Annotated in this window: 21 protein-coding genes; 14 read left to right on the top strand and 7 right to left on the bottom strand. The window is 53.2% G+C overall.

Annotated elements, in window-relative coordinates; all coding sequences use genetic code 11:
- Positions 1-5: 5 nt before the first annotated feature.
- Together cysI and map are read left to right on the top strand one after the other, a co-directional pair.
- Entirely contained in the window at positions 6-1,721 is a 1,716-nt protein-coding gene (gene cysI, locus C162_RS29490) for an assimilatory sulfite reductase (NADPH) hemoprotein subunit (RefSeq protein ID WP_036700819.1), read from the top strand.
- A 240-nt stretch (positions 1,722-1,961) separates the two neighbouring features.
- Positions 1,962-2,708 (top strand): type I methionyl aminopeptidase, encoded by a 747-nt coding sequence (gene map, locus C162_RS29495; protein WP_036700821.1) that lies wholly within the window; start codon positions 1,962-1,964, stop codon positions 2,706-2,708.
- A 90-nt stretch (positions 2,709-2,798) separates the two neighbouring features.
- On the opposite strand, the gene C162_RS29500 is transcribed toward map, so the two are convergent.
- The 3 genes from C162_RS29500 to C162_RS29510 form a co-directional block, all read right to left on the bottom strand.
- Positions 2,799-3,203, bottom strand: coding sequence for a CBS domain-containing protein (locus C162_RS29500; RefSeq protein WP_036700824.1), 405 nt, complete (start codon positions 3,201-3,203; stop codon positions 2,799-2,801).
- Between the two features lie 214 nt (positions 3,204-3,417).
- Positions 3,418-3,843, bottom strand: a complete 426-nt coding sequence (locus C162_RS29505; RefSeq protein WP_036700827.1) for a VOC family protein — start codon at positions 3,841-3,843, stop codon at positions 3,418-3,420.
- Positions 3,844-3,941: 98 nt separating this feature from the next.
- Complete coding sequence (locus C162_RS29510) at positions 3,942-4,868, bottom strand: sugar phosphate isomerase/epimerase family protein (protein WP_036700830.1); 927 nt, start codon at positions 4,866-4,868, stop codon at positions 3,942-3,944.
- A 151-nt stretch (positions 4,869-5,019) separates the two neighbouring features.
- Between C162_RS29510 and C162_RS34765 the strand changes: the two genes are divergently transcribed.
- From C162_RS34765 to C162_RS29535, 5 genes are all read left to right on the top strand, one after another.
- The gene (locus C162_RS34765) at positions 5,020-5,481 is read left to right on the top strand and encodes a GNAT family N-acetyltransferase (protein WP_051494028.1); all 462 of its coding nucleotides are present in this window, start codon (positions 5,020-5,022) and stop codon (positions 5,479-5,481) included.
- Positions 5,482-5,643: 162 nt separating this feature from the next.
- Positions 5,644-6,810 (top strand): hypothetical protein, encoded by a 1,167-nt coding sequence (locus tag C162_RS29520; protein ID WP_036700832.1) that lies wholly within the window; start codon positions 5,644-5,646, stop codon positions 6,808-6,810.
- A gap of 12 nt (positions 6,811-6,822) precedes the next feature.
- Positions 6,823-12,246, top strand: a complete 5,424-nt coding sequence (locus C162_RS29525) for a diguanylate cyclase (RefSeq protein ID WP_036700835.1) — start codon at positions 6,823-6,825, stop codon at positions 12,244-12,246.
- A 42-nt stretch (positions 12,247-12,288) separates the two neighbouring features.
- Entirely contained in the window at positions 12,289-13,167 is an 879-nt protein-coding gene (locus C162_RS29530; protein ID WP_051494029.1) for a methyl-accepting chemotaxis protein, read from the top strand.
- A gap of 105 nt (positions 13,168-13,272) precedes the next feature.
- Positions 13,273-13,914, top strand: a complete 642-nt coding sequence (locus tag C162_RS29535; protein ID WP_083677889.1) for a cupin domain-containing protein — start codon at positions 13,273-13,275, stop codon at positions 13,912-13,914.
- Between the two features lie 97 nt (positions 13,915-14,011).
- Here C162_RS29535 and C162_RS29540 read toward each other — a convergent pair whose 3' ends face one another.
- Positions 14,012-14,683 (bottom strand): hypothetical protein, encoded by a 672-nt coding sequence (locus tag C162_RS29540; protein ID WP_036700837.1) that lies wholly within the window; start codon positions 14,681-14,683, stop codon positions 14,012-14,014.
- A 157-nt stretch (positions 14,684-14,840) separates the two neighbouring features.
- Here C162_RS29540 and C162_RS29545 point away from each other — a divergent pair, with 157 nt between their 5' ends.
- Together C162_RS29545 and C162_RS29550 are read left to right on the top strand one after the other, a co-directional pair.
- Positions 14,841-15,548, top strand: coding sequence for a response regulator transcription factor (locus tag C162_RS29545; protein WP_036700839.1), 708 nt, complete (start codon positions 14,841-14,843; stop codon positions 15,546-15,548).
- Between the two features lie 5 nt (positions 15,549-15,553).
- The gene (locus C162_RS29550) at positions 15,554-16,957 is read left to right on the top strand and encodes a sensor histidine kinase (protein ID WP_235218568.1); all 1,404 of its coding nucleotides are present in this window, start codon (positions 15,554-15,556) and stop codon (positions 16,955-16,957) included.
- On the opposite strand, the gene C162_RS29555 is transcribed toward C162_RS29550, so the two are convergent.
- Positions 16,954-17,991, bottom strand: coding sequence for an asparaginase (locus tag C162_RS29555; protein WP_036700840.1), 1,038 nt, complete (start codon positions 17,989-17,991; stop codon positions 16,954-16,956). The two genes, C162_RS29550 and C162_RS29555, sit on opposite strands and share 4 nt — an antisense overlap.
- A gap of 131 nt (positions 17,992-18,122) precedes the next feature.
- Between C162_RS29555 and C162_RS29560 the strand changes: the two genes are divergently transcribed.
- Together C162_RS29560 and C162_RS29565 are read left to right on the top strand one after the other, a co-directional pair.
- Entirely contained in the window at positions 18,123-19,046 is a 924-nt protein-coding gene (locus tag C162_RS29560) for an MBL fold metallo-hydrolase (RefSeq protein WP_036700842.1), read from the top strand.
- Positions 19,047-19,063: 17 nt separating this feature from the next.
- The gene (locus C162_RS29565) at positions 19,064-19,894 is read left to right on the top strand and encodes a GNAT family N-acetyltransferase (protein WP_036700844.1); all 831 of its coding nucleotides are present in this window, start codon (positions 19,064-19,066) and stop codon (positions 19,892-19,894) included.
- Positions 19,895-19,959: 65 nt separating this feature from the next.
- On the opposite strand, the gene C162_RS29570 is transcribed toward C162_RS29565, so the two are convergent.
- A complete protein-coding gene (locus C162_RS29570) occupies positions 19,960-20,715 on the bottom strand; it encodes a PIG-L deacetylase family protein (RefSeq protein ID WP_036700846.1) in 756 nt (251 codons plus the stop codon).
- A 257-nt stretch (positions 20,716-20,972) separates the two neighbouring features.
- Positions 20,973-22,310: an MFS transporter gene (locus tag C162_RS29580; RefSeq protein ID WP_036700851.1), complete on the bottom strand. Its 1,338-nt coding sequence runs from the start codon at positions 22,308-22,310 to the stop codon at positions 20,973-20,975.
- Positions 22,311-22,617: 307 nt separating this feature from the next.
- Here C162_RS29580 and C162_RS29585 point away from each other — a divergent pair, with 307 nt between their 5' ends.
- The 3 genes from C162_RS29585 to C162_RS29595 are packed head-to-tail and all read left to right on the top strand — an operon-like array spanning position 22,618 to position 26,666.
- Positions 22,618-24,207 carry a methyl-accepting chemotaxis protein gene (locus C162_RS29585; RefSeq protein ID WP_036700853.1) on the top strand — a complete coding sequence of 530 codons (1,590 nt, stop codon included), beginning with the start codon at positions 22,618-22,620 and terminating at the stop codon, positions 24,205-24,207.
- 23 nt (positions 24,208-24,230) lie between these two features.
- Positions 24,231-24,656, top strand: a complete 426-nt coding sequence (locus C162_RS29590) for a chemotaxis protein CheW (protein WP_036700854.1) — start codon at positions 24,231-24,233, stop codon at positions 24,654-24,656.
- Between the two features lie 15 nt (positions 24,657-24,671).
- Entirely contained in the window at positions 24,672-26,666 is a 1,995-nt protein-coding gene (locus C162_RS29595; protein WP_235218569.1) for a chemotaxis protein CheA, read from the top strand.
- Positions 26,667-26,976: the final 310 nt, after the last annotated feature.

Consider the following 26,976-nt stretch of genomic DNA (forward strand, 5'->3'; position numbering starts at 1 on the left):
CAGCAATGGCAAACAATGAACCAGCGGTAAAGCCGATTGGCGGACCGCCGAGTGATGTTGAACATATTAAGCTGGAGAGTAATTATCTGCGCGGTGCGCTTGTCGAGACCCTTAGCAATCCGATTACAGGAGGTCTGCCGGAGGATGACAACCGGCTGCTGAAATTCCACGGCAGCTATATGCAGGATGACCGGGATCTGCGCAGTGAGCGGGAACGCTCCAAGCTGGAGCCGGCGTTCCAGTTCATGCTGCGGGTAGTAGCGCCCGGTGGTGTGGCGTCTGCTGCACAGTGGCTGGTCATGGATGAGCTGGCCCATAAGTACGGCAACGGGACACTGCGCCTGACGACACGGCAGGCTTTTCAGATGCATGGGGTGCTGAAGTGGAACCTCAAGAAGACGATCAGAACGATCAACGACACCCTGATGACCACGCTTGCGGCCTGCGGAGATGTTAACCGTAATGTGATGAGCGGTCCGAACCCGTATCAGTCGGAGGTTCATGCCGAGGTCCAGGAGTGGGCCCACAAAATCAGTGATCATCTTGCCCCGCGTACCCGTGCGTATCATGAGATCTGGCTGGACGGCGAAAAGGTTGTGGACAGCAAGGTGGTTGAGCCGATCTACGGCCCGGTCTACCTGCCCCGCAAATTCAAGATTGGCCTGGCGGTGCCCCCATCCAATGATGTAGATGTGTTCTCCCAGGATCTGGGCTTCATCGCCATTCTGGAGGACGGCAAGCTGGCTGGCTTCAACGTCTCGGTCGGCGGCGGTATGGGAATGACGCATGGCGATACGAATACGTATCCCCAATTGGGACGGATCATTGGCTTCTGCCGTCCGGAGCAGATGATTGATCTGGCCGAGAAGACAGTTACGATTCAGCGTGATTACGGCAACCGTTCAGTCCGCAAGAACGCCCGCTTCAAGTATACGATCGACCGGCACGGGCTGGAGTGGTTCAAGGGAGAGCTGCACGAACGGCTGGGTTGGACACTGGAGCCGGCGCGCGACTATCACTTCGATCATAATGGCGACCGCTATGGTTGGGTGAAGGGGATGGACGGCAAATGGAACCTGACGCTCTATATCCAGAGCGGACGGATTCAGGATCAGGAGGGCTACCTGCTGATGACCGGCCTGCGCGAGATTGCCAAGATTCACAGCGGAGACTTCCGGCTGACCCCGAACCAGAATCTGATTATCGGCGGAGTGACCCAGGCGAAGAAGCGCAAGATTACAGAGCTTGCCAAGCAGTACGGGCTGACGGACGGGGCCCATCATTCTGCACTGCGCAGAAGTGCGATGTCCTGTGTAGCCCTGCCGACCTGCGGGCTGGCTATGGCGGAAGCAGAGCGTTATCTGCCGCACCTGCTGGATAAGCTGGAGGTTATCATAGATGAAGCCGGGCTGCGCAATGAAGAGATTATCATCCGTATGACCGGCTGCCCTAACGGCTGTGCCAGACCGGCGCTGGGCGAGATTGCTTTTATCGGGAAAGGTCCGGGCAGATATAATATGTACCTGGGTGCAGGCTTTACCGGAGACCGGCTGAACAAGCTGTATAAGGAGAACATTGACGAGCGGGAGATTCTGGACACCCTGGGGCCGATTATTCATAGCTACGCAAGAGAGCGCAATGCCGGTGAGCACTTCGGCGATTATGTGATCCGCAGCGGGTATGTCAAGGCAGTTACTTCGGGGCTCAACTTCCACGACTAACAGCTGATGCCTGGCGGTCTGTATATGCTATAACTACCAGTAACTTGTACGGAATAGCCATCATAGGAAGGTTAGTTATGAGCCTGTTTTCTGGTGTTTTTGCGGAAGACAGGTTTATTTTGTTTGTTTATTTGGATTTTCGGAAGTTTTCTTACATAATATAGAGTAGCACTACCCCATTATAATCAAGAGCCATTATATATAGTGAGTAATGGATTCTGTACAGAAGAGGCGAATTGAATGATCATTATGAAATCGATGGAAGAGATTGAGAAGATGCGGGCAGCCGGCATAATCCTGGCGGAATGCCACCGGGAGATTGCCAAGTTGATCAAGCCGGGAATTACCACCTGGGAGATCGACCAGTTTGCCGAGAAGTTCATTCTATCGCATGGCGCAACCCCGGAGCAGAAGGGCTATCACGGTTATCCATATGCCACCTGCGCATCTGTGAATGATGTCATCTGCCATGGCTTCCCTAAGCATGAGGAGCTGAAGGATGGAGATATTGTTACGATTGATATGGTAGTCAACCTGAACGGCTGGCTGGCGGATTCGGCCTGGTCCTACGGGGTGGGTACAATTAGTGAGCAGGCGGAGAAGCTGCTGGTGACGACCAAAGAATCTCTGTTCAAAGGCATCGAGCAGGCTGTAGCCGGCAACCGCATAGGCGACGTAGCGCATGCTATTCAGGTATATGCCGAATCTAACGGTTATTCCGTTGTCCGGGACTTCATCGGTCACGGGATTGGCTCCGAGATGCACGAAGCACCTGAAGTGCCTCATTACGGCCCGGCCGGTAAAGGCCCGCGGATTAAGGAAGGCATGGTGTTCACCATTGAGCCGATGCTCAATACCGGTAGCTACCGGACCAAGGTGGATGCAGACGGGTGGACTGCGCGCACCATTGACGGGGGTCTATCGGCCCAGTATGAGCATACGCTGGCGGTCACCCCGCAGGGCACGATTATTTTGACAGAGCTATAGAAGAATTAAGGGGTTAAAGACCCGCATCACGCAGCAAAGGCAGGGCCGTCCATGTAGGACAGTCCTGCCTTTGCTGCAGCTGCATCTGAGTTAATCTGTAATATTCCGTGTGTAATACTCGATGATATCCTTGCGGCGGATGATGCCGAGGAAGATTCCGCTGTCGTCCACTACCGGGACGAAGTTCTGGTCTGCTGCCAGGGTCAGCATATCCTCCATCTGCGCGTGGATCTCTACGCTCTCGTTATGCACATGACGCTGAATGGAGCCAACAGTCACCTCGTTCATATTCGCGAAGCTCAGACCATCGGTGTTCTTCAGTTTCCATAGCAGATCGCCCTCCGACAAGGTCCCAACATATTTACCGGCATCGTCAATAATTGGAATGGCCGAATAATAATGATTCTCCAGCTGATCCAGCGCTTCCCGCATAGAAATCGAGGAGGTGATGAATGCCACTTGATCCTTGGGCAGCAAAAATGAGGATATTTCCATAAGTTAGTCTCCTTTACAGTAGGATGAAATACATAACGTTATTACAATTAAAACATAGAACAGGATGTAAGCGCATTAAAAATCAGGTTACAACTTTGAAATGTTACGTTTACGCTGGGATTATGAGGCCGCAGAAAAAAAGGATATGCTGTCCTTCCAAGGGAAGAACCGTCATATCCTAAGCGCTTTTGTGAATAGGAAACTACTAAGGGAGTTAGCCGTTCTGGCCGTTGTCGTGGCTAATCTGCCAGTGAATGCCGAATTTGTCCTTCAGGTTCCCGTAGGCCTTGCTCCAGAAGGTCTCCTGCAGCTCCATGTGTACAGTTCCGCCTTCCTTCAGCTTGTTGAACCAGAGACGAATCTTCTCTTCATCGGTATCCGTCACCGTTAGGCTGATATTATTCCCTTCCGTGAACGGCATGCCGGGGAATACGTCAGAGAACATGACCGGGCTGCCGGCAATCATCAGATTGGCGTGCATGACGAGATGTTTGGCTTCTTCCGGTACAGGATGGGACGGATCGGGCGGAGCCTCGCCGAAGGTCATGATATGCGGAGGTTCGGTCCCGAATACTTCAGCGTAATATTCTACAGCCTCCCGGGTATTGCCATTGAAATTCAGGTACACATTGATTGCCACATCTGTCACTCCTCTTGTGTTAAATTAAGGCAAGGACGTTACGGTCCCATTGTATCATGCGCCTGTGCATTCACAATTATTCGGGGTAGGCTGTGCCATCATCGCGGTGGAGAAGCCGGAGGATTCTCGGGGACTCCGTTTAGGATATGATCTACCCATGCATAACAACGGTCCAGATCTTGTGCGGAGATGAGGTCAGAGCGGTGCTCGAACATGATGTTCACTTCGCTGTTCTCCTCACGGATAATGCCCAGATAGTCTTCGATCGGGGCCCAGCCCTCCCCGGCGCTTAACTCCGGTAGGACCGGGTAATGGCCGTGCTGGATAGTTTCGTTAATCTGAACATTCGACAGATGGATCAATGCCGCATACTTGGTGTATTTTCTCAGAAGGGCACGGGCATCGAAATTAGGGTCAAGCTTATCCTGCTGATACAACCGGCCGGTATCCAGACATAGCTTAATATCCGGATAGGCAAGCAAGAGCTGTTCCAGAAAATTATGCTGGCAGATATAACTGTTCAGTCCGTCGAACTCCAAAATGGGCTGGAACCGGTACTCCCGGCCCTTCCGGCTAAGCCAGTCGAAGAGAACTTTGCTGTGCTGTATCAGTTCATTCAGAGAGAGGTCATTCTCATAAATATATTCTTTCCTGTCAGCAAATCGCCAGGAGCTCCAGTCCACCTGAGGATCTAGGATAACCGGCTTGGGATAATGAAATAATACGTAATCGGGTTGTAGCCTCACCATATAATCCAGCTCTTCCTGGATCTGCTGGAATGCTTCAGAACGCACGTAATCATCCGGTGAGAGAAATAAGGCATCTCTTAGTCTGGCAGGATTGGCCCGGAGCGGGTAATGGACTCCTGTGTGGAATCCGTACTTCTGTGCTGCATCAATCAGCGTCTGGCAAGCTTCATCGGACGGGAAAGAACAAGCCTCAATGCCATAGAATTCGGCTTTGAAATCCCTGTGGAACTTGCCATAATCAAATCCTCCATATTGACCTATCATAAATCGCTTCATTTATACACCCCGCATATAATAATTGATCCTAAGGATAAAGAATTCGCCGAAATCCCGTGTTCACCTGCAACTATTAATGGGCAAATTTCCCTGATTTATGCTATTATTATAGAGTTATCGCTAGCCAGTCACACTAAAGGAGAAATGCCGCATGAAAGGGATCAGACAGTTGCTGCCGGGTGAGGAGAAGCTGATTACTCCCTTGATCCGGGAGGCGTTTGATATACATATTGCCGCCAATCATTCGGCGCAGGGTGTTATTGAATTCTACAGGTACATTGAGCTTGCCGCCATTATTAGGCGGATGCAGGAGGATCACGAGATCTACATCGCGCTTAGCGGGCAAGAGGTTACAGGAATCATAGAGCTGCGCAATCATCAGCATATCTCTCTGCTGTTCGTGAAGAATGCTTATAAGGGAACCGGAATCGGCAAGACCCTGCTGCGGTATGCGGTAGACCGGATGAGGACGGGAGGGAGCACGCAAATTACGGTGAACTCTTCCCCGAATTCTACTGGCTTCTATGCCTCCCAGGGATTCGTATCGCTTGGTGAAGAGGAAGAAGAGCACGGGATACGTTCACTGAGCATGAAGCTGGATTTGAAGGGATAATGGGTTCAGTTGCCCCGCACAGATGCTCCATACGTCATGGAAATGGACGGTGGGGCATTTTTTTGTGTGCGGCCAGCAGGAATAAACTGGAGTGTTATCGAATATTAGCGATTATCAACAAAATTCGACTTTCAACTACATACATACGCGGGGGTTTGCGCAATGAAAACATGGAAAAAGACAGCATTCTTGATCGTTACCTTCGGACTGATCTTTCTGCTCCCGTTATTCGGAAGTCTTGCGAAGTGGAAGGGGATGCCCCCGGGTTACGGGGATTTCCCGGCCCAGAAGGTCGAAGCGGACCCCGGATTCAGCCTGCTGTATTTCTCGCTCGCCTGCGTCGTGGCCCTGATCATCACACTGGTTCTGGTATTCCCCGGATGGTTCGGCTTCAAGAAGACGGAGGAGGCACCCCGGAAGGCGGGGGCGGCCACTCCTTTTCCTGTCTGGTTCTGGTGGAGTCTGCCGGTGCTTGCGCTTAGCTGGTTCCTGATGTGGGCACGGGTGAAGCTATTTATCTCTCTGGAGCATTACACCTTTGTTCCCCTCTGGTGGTCTTTTATCCTGATTCTGGACGGGCTGGTCTACCGGAGAAATCACGGAGCCTCGATCATCTCGCGCAAGCCTCATGTCATGCAGCTGCTGGCGGTGGTGTCCTGCTTCAGCTGGTTTGCTTTTGAATACCTGAATTTCTTCGTGCTGGAGAATTGGTATTACCCTAATAATGAAGTGTTCTCTAACTTCGGCAATGTGTTCTGGTTCTCCTTATCCTATACCACCGTCCTTCCGGCCATCTTCGAATGGTACTTACTCCTCAAGACCTTCCGTCTGTTCCGCAACCGTTATAGTCATGGGCCTAAGCTGAAGGTGTCACGCATTTGGCTGATCATCTATTATATTCTCGGGCTGATTCTGGCCTTCGGCATGGGCTATTATCCGTACCTGCTGTTCTGGGTACTGTGGGTTGCGCTGGTTCCGATGCTGTCCGCAGCGATGGCGCTTGCCGGTTACTGGACTCCCTTCACCCCGGTGAAGAACGGGGACTGGTCCAAGGTGATTCTGGTGGGACTGGCTACGGTGTTCAACGGCTTCTTCTGGGAGTTCTGGAACTTTGGCAGTGAGTGGTTCCATGATGATGCCCCTACCAATCCGAATTACTGGAAATACTCGGTGCCTTATCTGGACAAATTTCATATTTTCTCCGAGATGCCGGTTCTGGGCTATTTCGGTTATCTGTTCTTTGGGTTGAATTGCTGGATTATCTGGCTGATCGCTGCCTATGTATTTAAATTCGATGCCGATATTGAGGTTACGGGAGAACAAGGCTAAAGGTGGAGTACAATGATTGCTAATGACCATTACCAGGTCCTGGAGACCATTTCAGATAATCCTATAAAAGCCGTGTACCGGTGCACGGAGGCTTCCTCCGCAGAAACGGTCATTCTCAAGGTGTTAAAATCGGAGTTTGCCGGCACCGAAGCGGTGATGCGCTTCAAGCAGGAATATAAGCTGCTTACAGAGCTTAGCACTAGCACAGAAGGGGTTATCCGTCCCCTGAGGCTTGAGGAGCAGAACGGCCTGTACGTCATGGTCCTTGAGGATATAGCCGGACGTTCGCTGAAGCGGATTCTGGCGGAAGAGCAGCCGGGGGAGGAGGCGTTACTGAAGCTGGCGGTCAAGGTTGTGGATATTCTGGGCTCCATTCATGAGCAGAACGTGATTCATAAGGATATCAAGCCGTCGAATATCATCTGGAACCGGGAACGGGATATTGTCCAGGTGATTGATTTCGACCTTGCGGTGAAGCTGTCCAAGGAGAGGCGGGATTTCCAGAACAGCGGCGTGCTGGAGGGCAGTCTGCTGTACATCTCACCGGAACAGACCGGCCGGATGAACCGCAATATTGATTACCGGAGTGACTACTATTCACTGGGCGTCGTCCTGTATGAGATGATGACCGGCATCATGCCTTATCCATCATCCGAGATGCTGGAGCAGATCTACTCCATTATTGCGAAGGAGGCACTCTCCCCCTACAATGCAACCGGAGGCAGGGTTAGCAGCGGCTTGTCGGCTGTCATTATGAAGCTGATGGAGAAATCGTCAGAGGACCGGTACCGGAGTGCTCACGGCATCAAGGCCGATCTGAAGAAATGCCTGGCCGGGCAGGAGGATTTCGAGATTGGAACGGAGGACCTCCTGAACACCTTCCGCATTCCGCAAAAGATAGTCGGCAGACAGCAGGAGCTGTCCTGTCTGGAAGCGGCCTTCCGCAGCAGCGTTAATTCGAATTCCCAGCTTATGCTGGTCTCCGGTGATGCGGGTGCAGGCAAAACCGCACTGGTCCATGAGCTGCACCGGACGATTAGCCGGGAGAAGGGGCTGTTCGCGGAAGGGAAGTTCGATCAGTACAATAAGAACATTCCGTACAGTGCGCTCATCCAGGCTTTCCGCAGGCTGGTCAGCCAGCTGCTGGAGAGTCTGGATGAGGACTACAAGAGTGAGGTCAGCCGCTCGCTGACCCGGCTGCTTGACGGCAACGGCGGTGTGATTACGGGATTAATCCCTGAGCTTGCCGCCTGGATCGGGACCCAGCCGGAGCCTGAGCCGCTGAGTCCGGCCGAGGAGACGAACCGGTTCTTCCTGACCTTTGCCAAGTTCGTACAGGGAGTGACGCATCCGGACCGGCCGCTGGTCCTCTTCCTGGATGATGTCCAGTGGGCAGATTACTCCAGCCTGCAGCTCGTGGAGAAGCTGGTGCTGGATAACCATCTGCAGCGGATGTTTGTGATTTGCTCCTTCCGGCAGAATGAGATCCACGAAGGTCATCCGCTGTTCGCCGCGATGGTTAAGATCGGCAAAAATCGTGAAGTTGGACGTATTCATCTTCAGCCGCTGCAAGAGACGGATGTGCAAAGCCTTGTGGCTGACACGCTGTACAGCAGCATGGAACGGGTCGAAGGGATTACTGGATGGTTATACAAGCGGTCGAAGGGGAATTCCTTTTTCCTGACGGAAATGCTGAAGGATCTTCACCGGCGGGGGATTATCTATTTCGACAAGCAGAACGGGGAATGGAGCTGGAGCCTGGAGCGGCTGGAGGCGCTGCCGGTCCACGACAGTGTGGTGGATTTCCTGGTTGGACAGCTGCAGCATCTCCCTGGGGAGGTCCGCCATATCCTGATGCTAAGCTCGGCGGCCGGCAGTGTGTTCGATTACGGGATGCTGATGCTGATCGGAGAAGAAGCGCCGGAGGTGATTGCTGCTGCGATTACACGGGCGGTCCAGGAAGAATATATCGTGCCTGCCGATCATAAATACGCCATATTCTCGGCTACACTTGCTGAATCCGGGCGCGAGGCTGCCCAGATGGGCATCCGGCTGAAATTCGCCCATGACCGGATTCAGCAGGCCTTCTATCAGCTGCTTGATCCTGAACGGGGGAAGAGGCTTCATCTTAGTATCGGCAGGCTGCTGCTGCGGAATCTCGGAGCGGAGGAAATCGAGGACAAGCTGGTCGATATCGCCACCCATATTAATAAAGGGCTGGAGTTAGTCACCGATAGCTCGGAGGCGCGTGAGATCGTCGCTCTGAATCTGCGGGCAGCCTACAAGGCCAAGGCAGGGTACGGGTATGATTCGGCCTTCCTGCTGCTTGAAGCGGCAATGGAGTTGCTCCCGGAGCAGATCTGGAGCACAGATCCGGGGCAGGCGGCGGAGATCTACAGGTTGTATGCGGAATGCAGCTATCTCACTCATCACATCGATCAGGGGGACCAGGCTTGCCGTCTGCTGCTGGAGCAAACTACGGAGCGGATGGCTATTGCGGAAATCTATGAGATGCAGACCAATCATTATATGTACCTTGGCATGATGCCTGAGTCAATTGCTTCGGGGAGACGAGGGCTGAAGGCGCTCGGAATTAAGATTCCGGCCAAGGTTGGAATACCGGCCGTCCTTAAGGAACTGCTGGCCGTTAAGGCTGCGCTGCGGGGGAGAACACCAGAGACGATTTTTGCACTGCCGGAGATGCAGGACCCGGAGATGAAGCTGGTGATGCGGCTGCTGGTTAACTTTATACCGCCTGCATTTATCTCCGGAGAGACCTCGCTGTTTGGTCTGGTGGTGCTGAAGAAGGTGGGCTTGACGCTGAAATACGGGAATTCGCCTGAGTCGGCGCTTGCTTTTATCGGCTATGCCATGCTCTTGTCCGGCTTCGGGGATACCCGGGGGGCCTTCGCTTATGGACGTCTCGGGATCAGAATTAACGACAAATTCAATGATCTGCAGTGGAAAGGCGCGGCGCATGTTCTGTATACGCTGTTCAGTCACGCCTGGACCGAGCCTTGGGATACGCTGCAGGACTGGTTCGGCACCTCCATTGAAGCCAGTCTGCGGACAGGAGATCTGCTCTACTTGGCCCATTCCGCCTTCTATGTGAATCTCTGGAATCCGACGATGGACATCCCGGCTTTGCTTCAGGAAAGTGCCCGTACGATCTCTATGATCGAGAATACGAAATACAGGGAGTCGCTTGCCACAGCGCAGCTGGCCCGCCAGTATTATCTCAGTCTTGCCGGAGAGCTGCATGAGCGTACCTCATTTAACAATGAATACTTCAGTGAAGAGGTCTACCTGCACGAATTGCAGGAAGCGAGGTATTACTCGGGAATTGCCATCTATTATATCTACAAAATGAAGCTGCTGTTTCTCTACGAGAAGCATGATGAAGCGCTGGAGTATATCGAGCGGGCGTATCCGATTATCGGGACGCTGGCCGGATCGGCTTTTATGGAGGAGTTCGCACTGTACACCTTCCTGAATCTGGCTTATGCTTACAAGGATTTGGGTGTGAACGACAAGTGGAAGGCCAGGTCCAAAATGCGCAAGGAACTCAGCCGGGTACGCAAATGGGCCAGCAATGCACCGGGAACCTTCCGCCAGCATGAATATCTGATGAGAGCCGAATGGGCCCGGATCTCCGGGAACAGTACCCGCGCAGGCTATTATTATGATCTGGCGATTGAGGCCAGCGAGCAGGGAAGCTTCGTCCGTTATAAGGCACTCTGCAACGAGCTGGCGGCCCGGTTCTATATGGACAAGGGCTTCAACGAGTTCGCCGCTTATCTGCTCAGACAATCCGAATACTATTATTCGGTCTGGGGGGCCAAGGAGAAGATCGCGTTCATCAAAGAGCGATACCCCGCTCTTGCCCAGAAAATCAGCACCAAGGAGTTCATGCACGGCAGGACGGTGACCGATTATACCGAGAGTATTGATCTGAATTCCATTATTCTGGCTTCACAGGCCATCTCCAAAGAAATTGAGCTGAACCACCTGCTGGAAGCGCTGATGGAGATTGTAATCATGAATGCCGGGGCGCAGCGGGGCTGCATCCTGATGACTTCCAAGGCGAATCTTCTGGTCGAAGGAGAATATAAAGCGGACACGGACCGGATCTCCGTGGCCATTCATGAGTCGCATCAGCTGGACAATTTGCCTGCCGCGATCATCAGACAAGTGGAGAAGAGCCGGGAGAGCCTGATCTACAATGATGCCTATTCCGAGACTCCGTTTGTGAATGATCCCTATATTGTGAGGCAGCAGCCGAAATCGATGGTCTGTATGCCGCTGATTAACCAGAATAAGACGATTGCCATCATCTATCTGGAGAATAATCTGGTGACCGGCGTATTCACCGAGGAACGGATGAAGATTATTAATCTGCTGTCCAGAGAGATGGTCTTCTCGCTTGAGAACGCCAGTCTGTATACGGAGCTTGAGCGTTCAGAGGAGAAATACCGCCAATTGGTCAACAACCTGCAGGACGGGGTGTTCGTGGTCCAAGATATGCGGTGTGTCTATGTTAATGAGGCGCTGGAGCAGATGCTCGGCTATAAGGCGGGCGAGATGCTGGAGCAGCCCTTCGGGAATTTCATTACGCCCCCGGAGCGGGAGAAGGTGATGCATTATTATGCCAGACGAGTCGAGGGCAAACAGGCACCGGAAGAGTACGAGACAAGGCTTGTGCATAAGGATAAGTCCCTTGAAGTCATCGCCATTCACAAGGTCGTCAGAATCATGTATCAGGATAAGCCGGCGATTCAGGGAACGATCAAGGATATCACTGAGCGAAAGAAGGCGGAGGAGGAGCTACGGCGGCACAAGGAGCATCTGGAGGAACTGGTGGCCGAGCGGACGAAGGAGCTGGAATTCAACAACGGAGAGCTGAGCAAGTATATCGGGCTAATTGAACGGATCTCCATCACCGATGAATTAACCGGCCTGTACAACCGCAGATACTTCAATAAGCTGTTCCTGGATAAGGTGGATAAGGCTGCTGCCGGCAAACAGTATTTAACCTACTTGATGCTGGATATTGATTATTTCAAAAAATTCAATGACACCTACGGGCATTATGAAGGCGATACGGTACTGCGCAGAATAGGCGGGGTACTGAAGGAGCTGGCTGAACAGGCGGACGGAACCGCGTTCCGGCTGGGCGGGGAGGAATTCGGGATTGTGGCCGCCGGACTGGCCCCGCCAGAGTCCAGCGCGTACGCCGAATTGATTAGACGAAGCATCGCGGAGCTGGGGATACAGCATGATCTCAGTCCGGAATACGGCAGAATTACTGTCTCTATTGGCGTAGCCGCCGTACTTGTGGACGGTCTGCGCGAGGAGGATATCTATAAGCTGGGTGACGATGCGCTGTACCAATCCAAGGCGCAAGGCCGCAACTGTGTTACTTTGTTCGAGCGATAAGCGATGTACATAAATAAATAGGATTAGGGAGCTGTTGAAGCAATGAGTACAGAATATGAATTAGAACATGAATCCGAACAGGAAATAGGACAAGAATCAGAAATGGAGCAGCTGCGGAAGGCGCTTGAAGTATCTTTGCCCCTGGTGCAGCGGCTGTTCCCGCTGGATGTAATGTTTGCCTTGGCAGATCGGGACAAGTTCATTTATTATCTGCAAGGGAAGGAATTGATAGCCAAGATTGAACTGGGTTCTCCGGTACCGCCCAGCGGGGGAATCCGGGCTGCGCTGGAGAGCGGGGAAGAAGTTAGCACTACGATTCCAAGAGAAATCTACGGAATCCCTTTTAAATCGTCATCCATGCCTATCCGGGACCGGAACGGGGTTGTGACAGGGGTATTCACGATCGGAATCAGCCTCAGTAATCAGGTAACGCTCAGCGATGCAGCGAATGCGCTGGCAGTGACCTCTGATGAGATCAGCTCGACTTCGGTAGAGATTGCGGGCACGGCCTCGGATCTGGCGAATACCGTCGGCGATCTGAAGGAGCTGGGCCAGAAGGTGGTTGAGGACCTGCAGCAGACGGACGAGATTCTCGATTTCATCCGCAAGGTAGCAGATAATTCCAACCTGCTCGGGCTCAATGCAGCGATTGAAGCGGCGCATGCCGCTGAGCATGGACGGGGCTTCGGTATCGTGGCCCAGGAAATCCGCAAAATGTCAGTGTCCAGTGCTTCATCGGCGAAGGATATTGCCGGCATTCTGCAGATGATCAAGCAGAAGATTAACCAGATGGATGCCGTGCTTACGGATTGTCTGGCGCAAAGCGAACGTCAGGCCGCAGCCACAGAGGAGATTACCGCCTCCATGCAGCAGCTCGCAGCTTCCGCCGTGGAGATTGAGAGTATCGCTCGTCTGATCTAGTCCGCACCTGTCTTTAGTGTCAAAGAGTTCCTCCCCTGCATACAGTATCTGGACGAATGCCCAGTGTTACTTAAGGCTACAATCCAGTTTGAGGAGGAACTAATCATGCTAGATCCAGTATTGCAGGCACCGGACCTGAAGCTTGCCGCCGATTCTAATCAGGTGCTTAATTATAAGCGGGATGCGAACAATTATATTACGCAGCTTTTTGGCGAACAGCTTCCGGCGATACGCAACGGGTTCTTCAATGCCCATATGAGCAGAGGCTTCATTGTTCAGCCGCACTGGCACACGAATGTGACGGAGATGATCTTCGTGATTAGCGGGGAGCTAATTGCCTCCGTGTTCGATCCGTTCACCCAGAAGCTAATGACCTATCATCTGAAGGCCGGACAAATTGCTGTCTTCCCGAAGGGCTGGTTCCACTGGATTCTGGCCGAGAGCGAACAAGCCCATTTCTTGGCGATCTTCGATGCGCCGACTCCGGATATTGTGTATGGTTCAGACTTCCTGCGGGCTGTGCCCAAAGAGGTCATCCAGCGCGCTTATTGTATTAATGAAGAGGAGTACGCCATGGCCGTGGCTCCGCTGAAGGAATCGATTATTCTTGGACCGCCTCCGGGCTGCGCAGCCCCAGGATCTGCCGGGGAAATGAATATGGGCCCGCCCGCCAAAAGTATGCCCGCCTACGCAGCCCAACAACCGGCTGCTGCATTCTACCCTTATCCGATGTATCCCCGCCGTTAGGCGGCGGCTACGCTATACGAATTGATCTGAACAGAAAAAGCAGGCCAGGGAGGAATTCCTTGGCCTGCTTTTCTAATGGATACAGGGTCTGCGCGGTTTATTTTGTTTCTTCCAGCTTGTGGTTAAGGTCTTTATATTGACTCAGCAGTTCGGAGAGTGCCTGCTTAATGGCTGCTGCATCTGTGGCTTGTGCAGCCTCTGCCAGGTCAGCCTGTGCTTTGAATAAGCCGTCGATATACGCCGCATGTAAGGTTACCACATTGGCAAGCTTCCCGGATTCCAGAGAGTTAGGTTTCGTTAGTGTGAGGTTTGCAACTTCTGAGGCAGATAGGACTGCCTCAACGTGGCCCCCGGTTGACCCGTATTCCGTCACAGTGGCAAGTGGAACCGTTTCTTCATCTGTTAACGTTCCAGGCGTGGCTAATTGCACCTCCATCATGCCGGTTTTTTCTGTCCATGGAGTGGCAGACATTGACGTGGTGATATCCACGCTAAGCGCTTTGGTGCTTGTTAATGCATGGTAGTGGCTGAGCGTATCCCGCCAGTCCTGGGCTGTTTCCGGTGCATAGCTGTTCACCAGCTCCAGAACGTGCGGTTCAAGCAGGGGGAGCAGCTTACTGCCATTTGTGGCTGCAGCGGCCGTGCTTATAGTTGCAGTGGGTCCCTGTACTGGAGGCGGTGCGATTCCCGTATCCGCGAAGACCGGGGTGGCGATGCTGGACAGCAGCAGGGTGGATAGAGCCATTCTTTTCACGATTAGACGATTCATGTACGAACACTCCTTCAGGTGGTTTGTCTTACAGGTCTCACTATAGCGGGCTTCTGTGGCAGGAGAGGGTCAGTAATGTGGAAAAACAATGGCAGGGCCCTATCCCGCTCAGCCGCTTGCTATAATGGTGAAGACACAAATTACGGAGGTTACCTGAATGAACAATCAAACGGTCATTGCCATTGTGGACGATGACGAGAATATACGCAATCTGGTGGAAGCTTATTTACATAAGGAGAATTACCGGACGATTGGCCTTGGAAGTGCCGAGGAGGCGTGGGATTTATGGAGGAATGACCCTCCCGGCATGTGGGTGCTCGATATTATGCTTCCGGGAATGGACGGCTATGAGCTGTGCAGGCGTATCCGCGATGAAGCGGAGGTACCGATTATTATGATCTCTGCCAAGGATAATGAAGTGGATAAAATCCTGGGTCTGGAGCTTGGCAGCGACGATTATCTGGTCAAGCCCTTCAGTCCCCGTGAGCTGGTAGCCCGGATTAACCGCCAGTTGAAAAGGTGGGAACGCCTTCACCCCTCTCCGTCTGCGGCTGCTCTGCCTGCAGTGCATTCAGGGATAGAGCTGGGAAGTCTGCTGCTGCATCCTACGGAGAGAAGATCCTTCTGGCAAGGAGCTGAAGTGGAGCTGACCAGCAAGGAATTCCTGATGCTGATGGTCTTTGCGGGAAGTCCGAACCGGGCCTTTACGCGCGAAGAGCTGCTGGGCCATGTCTGGGGAGAGGATTATTTCGGCAGTGACCGCGCTGTCGACCATCTGATCAAGCGTATCCGCAAAAAAATGGACGGCCTGCCACTGGAATCGGTCTGGGGACACGGCTACCGTATGAGAGAGGTGCAGGAATGATGGGGATGGCGGAAAGGCTAAACCTGCGGATGAAAAAGCTGAAGCTGGTGCATCAGATCAACTTTGCTTTTGGGCTGTCTCTGCTGCTGGTCCTGTCCATCACGGGAGTGATGATCCATTATGTGCTGATGGACCATTTCATTGGCACGGAGCAAGAGGGATTAAGGACGCTGGGTGCTTCCCTTACCGCGAGTCTGGAGCAGGCTCCATTCACCGAAGGAGGTGCATTCACATTGGGGAAAAGCGAGCCGCTTACGGCTCCATATCCTACGCTCTCCAGCGGAGTACAGGCCATCGTGAGCGACCAGCAGGGGAATGTGGTCTCGGGAAATCTCCCGGCTCTGCCCGTGCAGTCCGGGGTAACGGTGGATGTCACAGCTATGAAGCAGGGGAGCCTGCAGAGCTTATGGGATGGCAATGATCCGCGTTATCTGGTGCAGGTCAACACGCTTCCCCAAGGTAAGCTCACCCTGCTGACGCCTGTCAGCAGAATCAAGGTCATCGAGCAGTCACTCTTGAAACGGCTGATTCTTGTCTTTGCTGCGGGAGCGGCAGTAATGCTTCTGTTCAGCCTGTTCATTACGCGGAAGCTGATTCATCCGCTGATCAACCTGCGTCAGGAGCTGGGGAAAGTGAAAAACCGCCGGTTTGCCGAGGTGAATCTGATCCGGGCAGGCGGTGAAATCGGATCTGTCGCCAGGGCGGTATACGAGATGGCCGGTGAGCTGCACCGGTTCAACCGGGTGCAGAAGCAGTTTTTCCAGAATGCTTCGCATGAGCTGAAATCTCCGCTGATGTCGATAGCCGGTTATGCGGAGGGTATTAGGGATGGGGTATTTGAAGGAGAGGCCGTCCGTAAAGGACTGGATATTATTCTGAGTGAAAGCGGGCGCTTACGTGACCTGGTCAGCGAAATGACTCTTCTGGCGAAGCTGGACAGTGAAGAGGATATTTATAAGGCGGAGGATACGGATCTGGAGGAGCTGCTGAGCGAGGCGGTGGAGCGGGTCAATCCGCTGCTGGCGGCAAGGAAGCTGTCGCTGCATCCGGCAGTCTCCGGGGACCACGGGGGGATGGTAAGAGCGGACCGGGATAAGCTGCTGCAAGCTCTGCTGAACGTATTGTCCAATGCGGCCCGATATGCCGGGAAGCGTATTGAAGTAGAGGTGCATACAAGCAGGGGGAGGATTGTATTAACGGTTGCTGACGATGGTCCGGGCATTGCAGAGGAGCTGCTGCCCAGCCTGTTTCACAGGTTCGTCAAAGGGAAAAATGGCGAATCCGGGCTGGGACTCGCCATCGCACGTGCTATTGTGGAACGCTGCGGCGGAGAGCTTAGTGCCCGGAACCGCCCGGAGGGCGGCGCAGTCTTCACCTTTGAGTTCCCGCCATCTGCGGGCAGCGTTTAGTACTCGTTGAACATTGCGGCTATTTCATCGTAGCCGGTAGTTTGCGTCAGGGCGAGGGAGAGCAGGATTCTGGCTTTTTGCGGGACCAGGCTGTTGCAGGGAATAGAATTGGCAGACAAATCAATGTAGGAATCCTTGAGTGTAATTCCGCTGGAAATCCGCGAGCAGCGGACTACCGGGATGTTATTGTTCTTCAGCTCCCCCACCTTGTCAATCCAAGGCTTGCTGTAGATCCCTCCGCCTGCTCCGGCAATGACAATCCCCTTGGAGACCGTAGCCAGATAATCCAGAATTCCGGGATTGGCATCCACATGGAAATAAGCTACGGACACTTCGGGCAGCTCCTGGATTACAGATACATCGAACTGGGTTGCGGTGGTATGCCGCTTCAGGGTGCGCGTATAGAAAAAGGCATGGCTGTCACGCATATATCCCAGGCAGCCGAAATCGCGCTCATCGAAGGCGTTGGCCTTGAAGGTGTTCACCTTTTGCACATCCCGCCCGCTATAAATGCCCTCAGCAAAGACAACCATCACGCCTTGGCCGGAGGCCTCAGGATTCGCTGCCAGCGCTACGGACTGATACAGATTCAGAGGGCCATCGGCGCTGATTGCGGTAGCCGGGCGCATAGAGCCGGTAATGATTACCGGCTTGTCGGTCTTGATCACCAGGTTCAGGAAGTAGGACGTCTCATCCAGGGTGTCAGTGCCGTGGGTAATGACGAATCCGTGCACATCCTCCCTGAGCGCAAGCGTGTTAATGTAGGTTGCCAGGGTAAGCCAGTGTTCGCTGGTAATATCAGCGCTGCACAGATTGCTGACCTGTACCCCGGCGCAGTTCGCCAGCCGTTCCAGGTGCGGTACACTATCCAGCAGATCCTGCACGGGCAGGGCGCCGGGCTCGTAATTCAAGGTTTTATGGGCTTCGCCGCTGCCGGCAATGGTACCGCCGGTGGCGAGGATGACTACATTTTTGAGGCCGGGATTATAGTAAGGGGAAGCCTCGAAATTCACTTCAGGAATAGTATTAATCATAGGTCGTTTCCTTTCAGGTTGAGCCAGGATTCAAGTCATTCGCATGACAATGAGTGTATTATAACATTCATTTATTCATGCGTGACATAGTAAGGTATAATAAGTAGAAAAATATAGATGGGAAGATCTGTATGTTCAGGGTAGAGGAAGTAGCGCAGGGAGTGTGGGCCGCAATTGTTATTCCGGGCCGGGGCGCGGTAGGCAATGCGTCGATCATCGATCTTGGGGATTGTACAGTCGTAGTAGATACCTTCAGCCTGCCGGCAGCAGCCAGGCTTCTGCGGGAAACGGCCGAGAATCTGACAGGGAAGCCGGTCAAGTACATAATTAATACTCATTATCACGGGGATCATCATTACGGTAATCAGGAGTTTCCAGGCAGCATCATTCTATCAACAGAGCTCACCCGTGAGGTGCTGACAACCCATGCACCACCTGCTCTGGAGGAATGGCAGGAAGGTCTGCAGAAGCAGATCACAGGATTACAGGAGATAAGCAATGCTGCTACGGATTCCCGTCTACAGCAAGCGCTCGTTAATGAAATATCCGACAAACAGGCGTTGTTGGAGGCCACGCCAACAATCCGCAGACTGAGAGCAGGGATGACCTTCAGGGATAGTCTGGATATTCACGGATCATCGCGTTCCCTGCATCTGTTCACGTATGGCGGCGGTCATACCCTCAGCGATGCTATGGTGTACGTTACAGATGTTCAGGTGCTGATCGCAGGAGATCTGGTTCTGAACAGATTCCACCCGGCGATGCTCCATGGATTCCCGGAAGCATGGACAACTATTGTAGAGCGGATTGGCAGGGAGATTGATTTCAAACGGCTGATTCCCGGTCATGGGGAGGTTGCCGGACGGGAGAGCATCCCTGAAATGCTACGCTATCTCACAGAGATCCAGGAGTATGCTGCAGCAGCAGCCCGAAGCGGGGAAAGTGCAGAGCACTGGATGGCCAAGGGAATCCCGGAGCCTTTTAATACATGGGAGGGCTCTCATATCTTCGAGTGGAATTTCCGCTGGCTGTTCAATATCTATACTAATTCCTAAGAAAAGAGGAGATAAGCATGCTGAAGCTAGATAGCCGGGATTACGCCCTTGCCTGGACGCTGTTAAAGGAAGTGAAGATTAACACCCTGTTCGCTGAAGGCGTTCTGAGCGGGCAGACGACAGGTAGTGTGTATGTGGACTCGCTCCATAACCCCCGTACCTTCTACGTGGCTCATGAATACGGGATGTCGCTGGTCTATGGGGATTCGGTGAATGAGGAGTTTAACCGGAGCTTGTCGGACTATATTACGAACAAGACGGGGCACCGGCATTCAGCAGAATGGCTGCAGGCTGATCCGGCAGGGGGCTGGGACCCGCTGATTGAAGCAATGCTTACTGAGCATAATTCACGGCTTGATGCGGCGGATTCACGCAGAATGTACATACAGACCCGGGTGAATTTTACGTTCGAACCGGAGGTCTATAACCGTGCGAAGGCGCAATGGTTCCGGCAGGATGCGGAGATTGTCCAGATGAACGGAGAAGGATTCGGCGAGCAGGAGGGTGCAGTGATTCCCAGGTATTTCTGGCTTGACGCAGAGCGCTTCCTGGCTTCAGGCAAAGGATACACTTTATGGTGGGAGGGAGAGCAGGCCTCCAGCGCATTCTCGGCTTACCGGACAACGAATCAACTGGAGATTGGAATTGAATCGGCACCGGGTCACCGGGGAAATCATTTTGCCTTCTCAGTGTGCTGCAAGTTAATTGACTACTGTCTGGAGCAGGGACTGGAGCCGGTGTGGGGCTGCCGCCAAGAGAATGTGGGCTCTTACAGACTGGCGCAAAAGCTGGGCTTCAAGCCGCTATTGAACATACCCTACTACCGTTTGGCCGAGCTTCCCGCATAACAAAGAGCAGCAACTCCCCTTATGGATGGGGGATTGCTGCTCTTTTGCATTAAATGGGAAAACCGTCAAATCCGCCGTGCATCCACAAAGCAATGCAGGTGCAGCGGTGACAGCACCTTCAGCCCTTCGCCCAGCCCAAAGCCTCTGCCTTCGGCCAGCTGGCGGCCTTGCTCGCCGAAATAGATCCGGTACATGGCGAGCTGCTCTTCATTGAACTGGCTGACGTGCAGGGCCATGGCCGCGAACTTGCGCTCGAAGTGGTCCGTAATGTCGATGACCGTATTAGGCTCAGCGGTGAAGTAGAAGCCGATGGCCTTCGGCTGCCATGGCCGGGTAAGGGTACCCCTCGGATACAGGGGAAGCCCGGAAGACAAGACAGCCTGGGCTGCGGCTCTGCCTGTAACGATATGGTCATAATGCGCCTCATAGCTCAGCCAAGGATCAGGACACAGTATAACATCCGGCTGGACCGTCCGGATGATCTCGGCAATCTCGCCCGCGAGGGCGGGGATATGCTCCAGTGTTCCGTCGCCATGGTCCAATTGGTGGAAAACTGTCGCTCCCAGCAATCTCCCGGCTGCTTCTAGTTCGCTTGCTCGGATGGCGGCGATACCGGCGGAAGACAACTGCTCATCCAGCGCGCCCAGATCTCCGTTCGTGACGGTAAGATAATGAATCTCGCAGCCCTGTTGCGCGAATGAGGCAATGGTGCCGCCGATGCCTACCTCATTATCGTCCGGGTGCGGCTGTATGCATAATACCGTCCGGCACCCGCTAAGATCTGGAGGAGACATCAACGCTGCTAGTGTGGATATATCCATAATCCAAGTACCTCCCTATTATTCTGTGGTAAGGGTACAGTTGGCTCTTAATTGCTCCATAATCAATGTTATGGCGCGGAAAATCCGGCAATAAGGGCCGTAGTCCCTAACTTGCTCCAATCTTGCCTTTTGGCAGAAATAAGCGCAGCTGAGTCCGTTACACCCAGCCGCACCCCTGACCATGAACGATTCAATCAGGGAAAAGTAAATCCCCGCCATCATCTCTCCTCCATCCGCTCATCTCCCCACCAGCCCCACTACAGGGACCGGCTATGATTCAGATCGCTCAGGATCTGCACCCGCTGCTTCTCCGTTATATTGTAGAACAGAATCGGCAGAATAGCGGCCAGGAAGCAGAGTGCAGGCAGCAGGAACATCACGAAGCTAAGGCCGTGCTGGAGCTGCGGAGTCGCTGGCTGATTCTCCACGTAGCTGAGCAGACCGAGACTGGTTCCAATAATCATCCGCGACACCGCTCCGCTGAACTTGGTAATGAAGGTGTTCGTGGAGAACACAATGCCCTCGCCCCGGAAGCCAAGCTTCCATTCCGAATAATCAATCGTATCGAGCAGCATTGAGGTACTGGCAATCGTTGTCATGCCGGAGAAGAAGAAGCTGACCCCGAAGAACACTAGCGTGTTCAATACGTTATGGTCACCCAGCAGATAAGGCAGAATGCAGGCTACACTCCCCAGAATACAGGAGATAATGAATACCTTCTTTTTGGCGAAGCGGCGCAGCAGCGGCGGCGTAGCGATCATCCCCAGCAGCATACCGGCCACCAGAGCGATCCCGACCTGTGTGGCATACCCCGCATCTCCCCAGACATAGACCACATAATAGAGCTGAATACTCTGCCGGATGCCGTTCACCAGGTTGATAATCAAGAGAGAGGCGAGCAGGGTGAGCAGCGGCTTGTTTTTGTATACCGTTTGCAGGTTCTGGCGGAATGAGATCTTCTCAGCGGAAGGGACGACCCGTTCCTTGGTGAGCATCCCGGTCAGGACAATCGACAGCGCCGCGATGACCCCGATAATGATTGCCGAGTACAGGTAAGCCTGCGTATTCCGTTCACCGCCGAAGGCGAGGAGAAGCTGGATACCTCCGATGGTGATAACGACCGCGCCGAGTGTTCCGCCGATTTTGCCCAATGTGACGAATAAGGTCCGTTCTCCCGGATCAGTGGAGACTACGGATGACAAGGCCCAGAGCGGTGTGTCACAGACCGTGTACAGCATTCCCCAGAGCAGATACGAGACGGTAGCGATTACAAGGGTCACCGTCCGGGAACCGCCGAAGTCCCAGAAACAGAGGATGGTCGCCAGCGCGATCAGGCAAGGGGCAAACAGCAGATAAGGCCGGAATTTCCCCCATCTGGAGCGTGTTTTATCGGTAATCATGCCCATGAGCGGATCAAGACAAGCATCGATAATGCTTGCTGCTACCAGAATGACACTGGCGGTGGTTGCCGGAATTCCCAGCAGATCCGTATAGAAGAACAGGATGTACATCGACATGAAGCTGTAGAGCATATTCTGGCCCAGCAGACCGCCTGAGAACACCAGTTTTTCGGCCACAGGTACTTTTGATGACATGGCAGGCCTCTTTTCGCGGAGGATAAAATTGGATTGAATCAATTGCTAATTATGTTTATTTATAACTTATTTCTATGTTCTGTCAAGCGGATTCTGCATCAAACTACGGAATAGTGAACATTTCGATTTGTAAAGGGTAGGATTAAACTGAGTTTTATGAAAAAAATATGAAAAACTCAAATTGGAATATAAATTTTTTGATATAAAATGTCGAAATATAGCTAATGATGTCCCGCCGGCTGATAGGGGAGTGTAAGATTAACGCCGACAAGAAGGACGCTATGATGTAACCACAGGGGGAAGCCACATGAAATGGTTCGGGAATTTGAAAACAGCTACAAAGATCGTCACCGCTTTTTTGATCGTCTCTTTAATCCTGGCAGGACTTGGAGTCTATTCGGTCTTATCCCTGCGCACCAGCAATCAGAATATGAAAGAAATGTACAGCAACAATCTGATCTCGGTCAGAGATCTGTCTGCCGCCCAGATTAGCTATCAGCTTAACCGGGTGTATATCCGTGATATGAGCAATACAACAGATACGGTGAAGATTGCTGAGTTTAAACAAAAAATTGCTGATGGCCGCGAGGAAATCACCCGGAAGGTGGATAACTACCGTCCACTGGCGACGACTCCCCGCGAAGTTGAGCTGCTGGCCTCTTTTGACCAGGAGTATGCAGGCTATGAGAAGCTGTTCGAGCAGGCGCTGGTTCTGGCGGAGCAGGATGATGTCGCTGCCTTCAATACATTTGTGAGCACACAGTTGGCCGTCCAGGGGCAGACCGTGCTGAACAATCTGGATGGCCTGATCAAGGTGAACGTTGAGCTGGCAGAGACGGCAAACAACCTTTCACAGTCTGCGTATTCCTCGGCGTTCATCCTTACGATCTCAGTGGTCATCGCGGCGGTTATCCTTAGTATTATAATCGGCTACCTGATCGCAAGATCGATTTCCAGACCCCTGATGCAGATGCTGCATGTGGCTACTGAAGTGGCTAATGGTAATCTGACGCAGCAAGCGGATATATCAACTAAGGATGAAGTCGGACAGCTTGCCACAGCCCTCAACCGGATGGTTCATAACCTGAAGGAATTAATCAACGGGATTGTGATGAATTCACAGAGCGTTGCGGCCTCTTCCGAACAGATCTCAGCAAGCACCCAGGAGATTGCCAGCACCAGCACGAACCAGTCGGCGGCGGCGACCAATATCACCGAGCTGTTCAAGGAGCTGTCGCTGGCGATTGATTCTGTAGCCTCCAGTGCTGAAGAAGCGGCAGAGCTGTCCAATGATACGGTGCGGACCGCCCGCGAAGGCGGATATGTGGTGGAGACTTCGCTGCAGGGGATGCAGAGCGTCAATCACCAGATGAAGCAGCTTGAAGACGACTCCAGCAAAATCGGGGATATCATCGAAGTGATCGACGATATCGCCGAGCAGACCAATCTCCTGGCCCTGAACGCAGCGATTGAAGCGGCACGTGCCGGAGAACAGGGACGCGGCTTCGCCGTGGTGGCGGACGAGGTCCGCAAGCTTGCTGAACGCAGCAGCGATGCTACGAAGGAGATTACAAAGATTATCAAGGTCATCCAGGAGAATACCAAGCAGAGTGTCCGGGCGGTGGCTGAGAGTGTCGAGCAGGCCTCGATGACCAGCCAGGCCTTCGAGCAAATTATTCAGATGGTCAATACCTCCGCACTCAAGGTTAACGAGATTGCTGCCGCCTGCGAAGAGGAATCCGCCCAGGCTGCGGAAGTAATGGACTCGGTTCAGTCCATTGCGGCTTCCAGCGAGGAGTCGGCAGCGGCTTCTGAGGAGACGGCGACAACCTGCCAGGCTCTAGCCCTGCTGTCTGAGGATCTGGCCCAATCGGCAGCCGCATTCAAGACCCATTAATTCAATAGACGGAAGGTGAAGCCATGTCATCCTTACAGAAGGAACAATACATCGAGCTTGCGGTAGGAGCCGAGACCTGTGCCATCCGTATTGAAGAGATTCATGAGATTATCAAAATGCTCAGTATTACAGATATCCCCTTTAGCCGGAATGAAGTCAAAGGTGTAGTCAATCTGCGCGGCAAGGTGGTCTGTGTCATGAGCCTGCGCAATCTGCTGGGAATGGCTGATGAGCCGTATACCCGGAGCACAAGAATTATTGTGGTCAACTACCGCGAGGAATTCGTCGGACTGATTGTAGATAAGGTGAACAAGGTGACTACGTACGCCGAGATTCATCCGCCGGCCGGCGGACATAACCGCAGCCGCGATGCGGTGTTCCACGGAGTGGGGCAGCGGGATGATCAGCTGATCGGTATTCTGAAGCTCGAAGAAATATTGGGCGGGTAAAAAGGGGAACAAGCAATGATGATGGAACTGTCGGCTTACCGCGATATATTCATAGAAGAGCTGAACGAGCAATTAGAGCGGATCGACCAGTCCCTGCTTGCGTTGGAGCATGCTCCAACCGCTGAGTTGATTCAGACGATCTTCCGTGCAGCCCATACGATCAAGGGCTCAGCCTCCACAATGGGCTTCCGTGAGATGAGCGATCTCACGCATGAGGTGGAGTATGCGCTCGAGTGGGTGCGGGAGAAGAAGCCGGAGATTACCGGCAATCTGATTGATACGCTCTTCCGGGCACTGGACGCGATGAAGCTGCTGCGTACTCAGTATGTTCGCGGAGAGGGCTTCACAGATTGCTCCGCTGTGGTGGCGGAGATCAAAGCGCTGATTAATAAGCCGGCTGAACTTCAGCCGGTCCGGCTTCCGGTCTTAAATGCAGCGGAGCTGCTTCAGGCGGATGAGGCTGTGGCAGCAGGATACTTGCTGCTGGCTCTTGTAGTCACCTTGAGAGAGGACTGCCAGATGAAGGCGGCCCGGCATTATATTCTCTTACAGCGTATGGAAGAGGTCTGCGGGCCGGTGATTGCTGCTGCCTTGGCGCCACCGGCGGCGCCTGGAGCCGATGAAGACGCCCGCTACAGCCAATTTGCTGTAGTCGCTGCTTCCCCGCGCGAGATCCGGCAGGTGTCCGAGCAACTGGCAGGGGAGACAGATGTCGAAAGTATTGTCATTACACCGTTCGTGCCCGCACCTGTTGCCGGGACTGACATCCAGACTACGGCCGAACCGGTGCCTGCTGAATCTTCGTCCTCTGCTCCGGGCAAAGGTAAATCCCATGAGGTACAGTCAACGGTCCGGGTGAGTGTGGAGCGGCTGGATCATTTAATGAATCTGGTGGGAGAGCTGCTGATTGAGCAGACCTCTCTGGCCGATCTGAGCGCTACGGGACAACGTACTGATCCCGCCAAGGTTCTGCCTGATATCGGCTCGATATCGGATCATATGGGCGGAATTATCAAAGAGCTTCAGGAAGGGGTCATGAAGACCCGGATGCTGCCGATGGATCAGCTGTTTAACCGTTTTCCGCGGCTGGTCAGGGATTTGGCCCAGAAGCTGGGCAAGGATATTGAACTGCAGATTCAGGGAGGCGAGACCGAGCTGGACCGGATGATCATTGAAGAGCTAAGTGATCCGCTAATCCACTTGATCCGTAACAGCGCCGATCACGGAATAGAGAGTCCAGAGGTGCGTGTGCAGCAGGGCAAGGCTCCGAAGGGCAGAATTACGCTTACTTCTTTTCATGAGGAGAATCAGGTCGTGATTCGCCTGGAGGATGATGGGCAGGGCATCGATGCCGCCCGGATTACAGCCTCTGCGCTCAGCAAAGGGATCATTACAGAAGAGCAGGCAGGGTACTTAACCGCGCAGGAAGCCGTTAGCCTGATCTTCGAGCCGGGCTTCTCCACAGCCTCCGAAGTCAGTGAAGTGTCAGGGCGGGGCGTGGGAATGGATATTGTCCGCAGTCAGATTGGACGTCTCAACGGAATCATAGATATTCAGACCGAGCCGGGGGCAGGCACTCTGTTTACGATCCGCCTGCCGCTTACACTGGCCATTATCAAGGGACTGCTGGTCAAGGTCTCCGGGCGTGTGCTGATCCTCCCGATGTATAATGTGGCCGAGATTGTGCGGATCGCTCCCGAAGAGATTCAGGTCGTTCAAGGGGAGCAGGCGATTATCAACCACGGGCGGATTGTTCCGCTCTCCTGGCTCAGAGACAAGCTGCATTATCCGCGTACAGAGCGCCGCTCCAAGACGATTCCGCTTGTGATTGTAAGATCTGTTGACCGGATCGCTGCGTTCGCTGTTGATGAAATCATCGGCAACCAGGAGGTCGTCATCAAGTCCCTGGGCGCGTATCTGGGGACGATGAACCATCTGTCCGGGGCAACCATCCTGGGCAACGGCCGGGTCGCCCTGATTCTGGATGCCTCTTATCTCGTTAGCCACTGATTACTTTCCGAGTGCCGCAAGCTGGTATAGAACTGGCAGTAATGGTGAAAAATATGGAAAGAAACACCGGAAAGGGGTGAAGAGTTGGATATTACAATGGCTTCAGATGAAGTTATCAGTAGGATCAAGCAGCTTCAATCTGGTGGGGGCAACATGAACAAAAAGCAGATCAAGCAGCAGGAGCCCGAGCTGATGAGAAGTGCGTTGTATTATTTTCCAAGCTGGGAACACGCCATGAAGAACGCAGGACTGCTGTAAGGGAATAAGCAAAGCCAAAAAACCGGAACAGTCGCAGCAAGTATTGCGGCCC

The organism is Paenibacillus sp. FSL R7-269, assembly GCF_000517865.1.
GTDB lineage: Bacteria > Bacillota > Bacilli > Paenibacillales > Paenibacillaceae > Paenibacillus_AQ.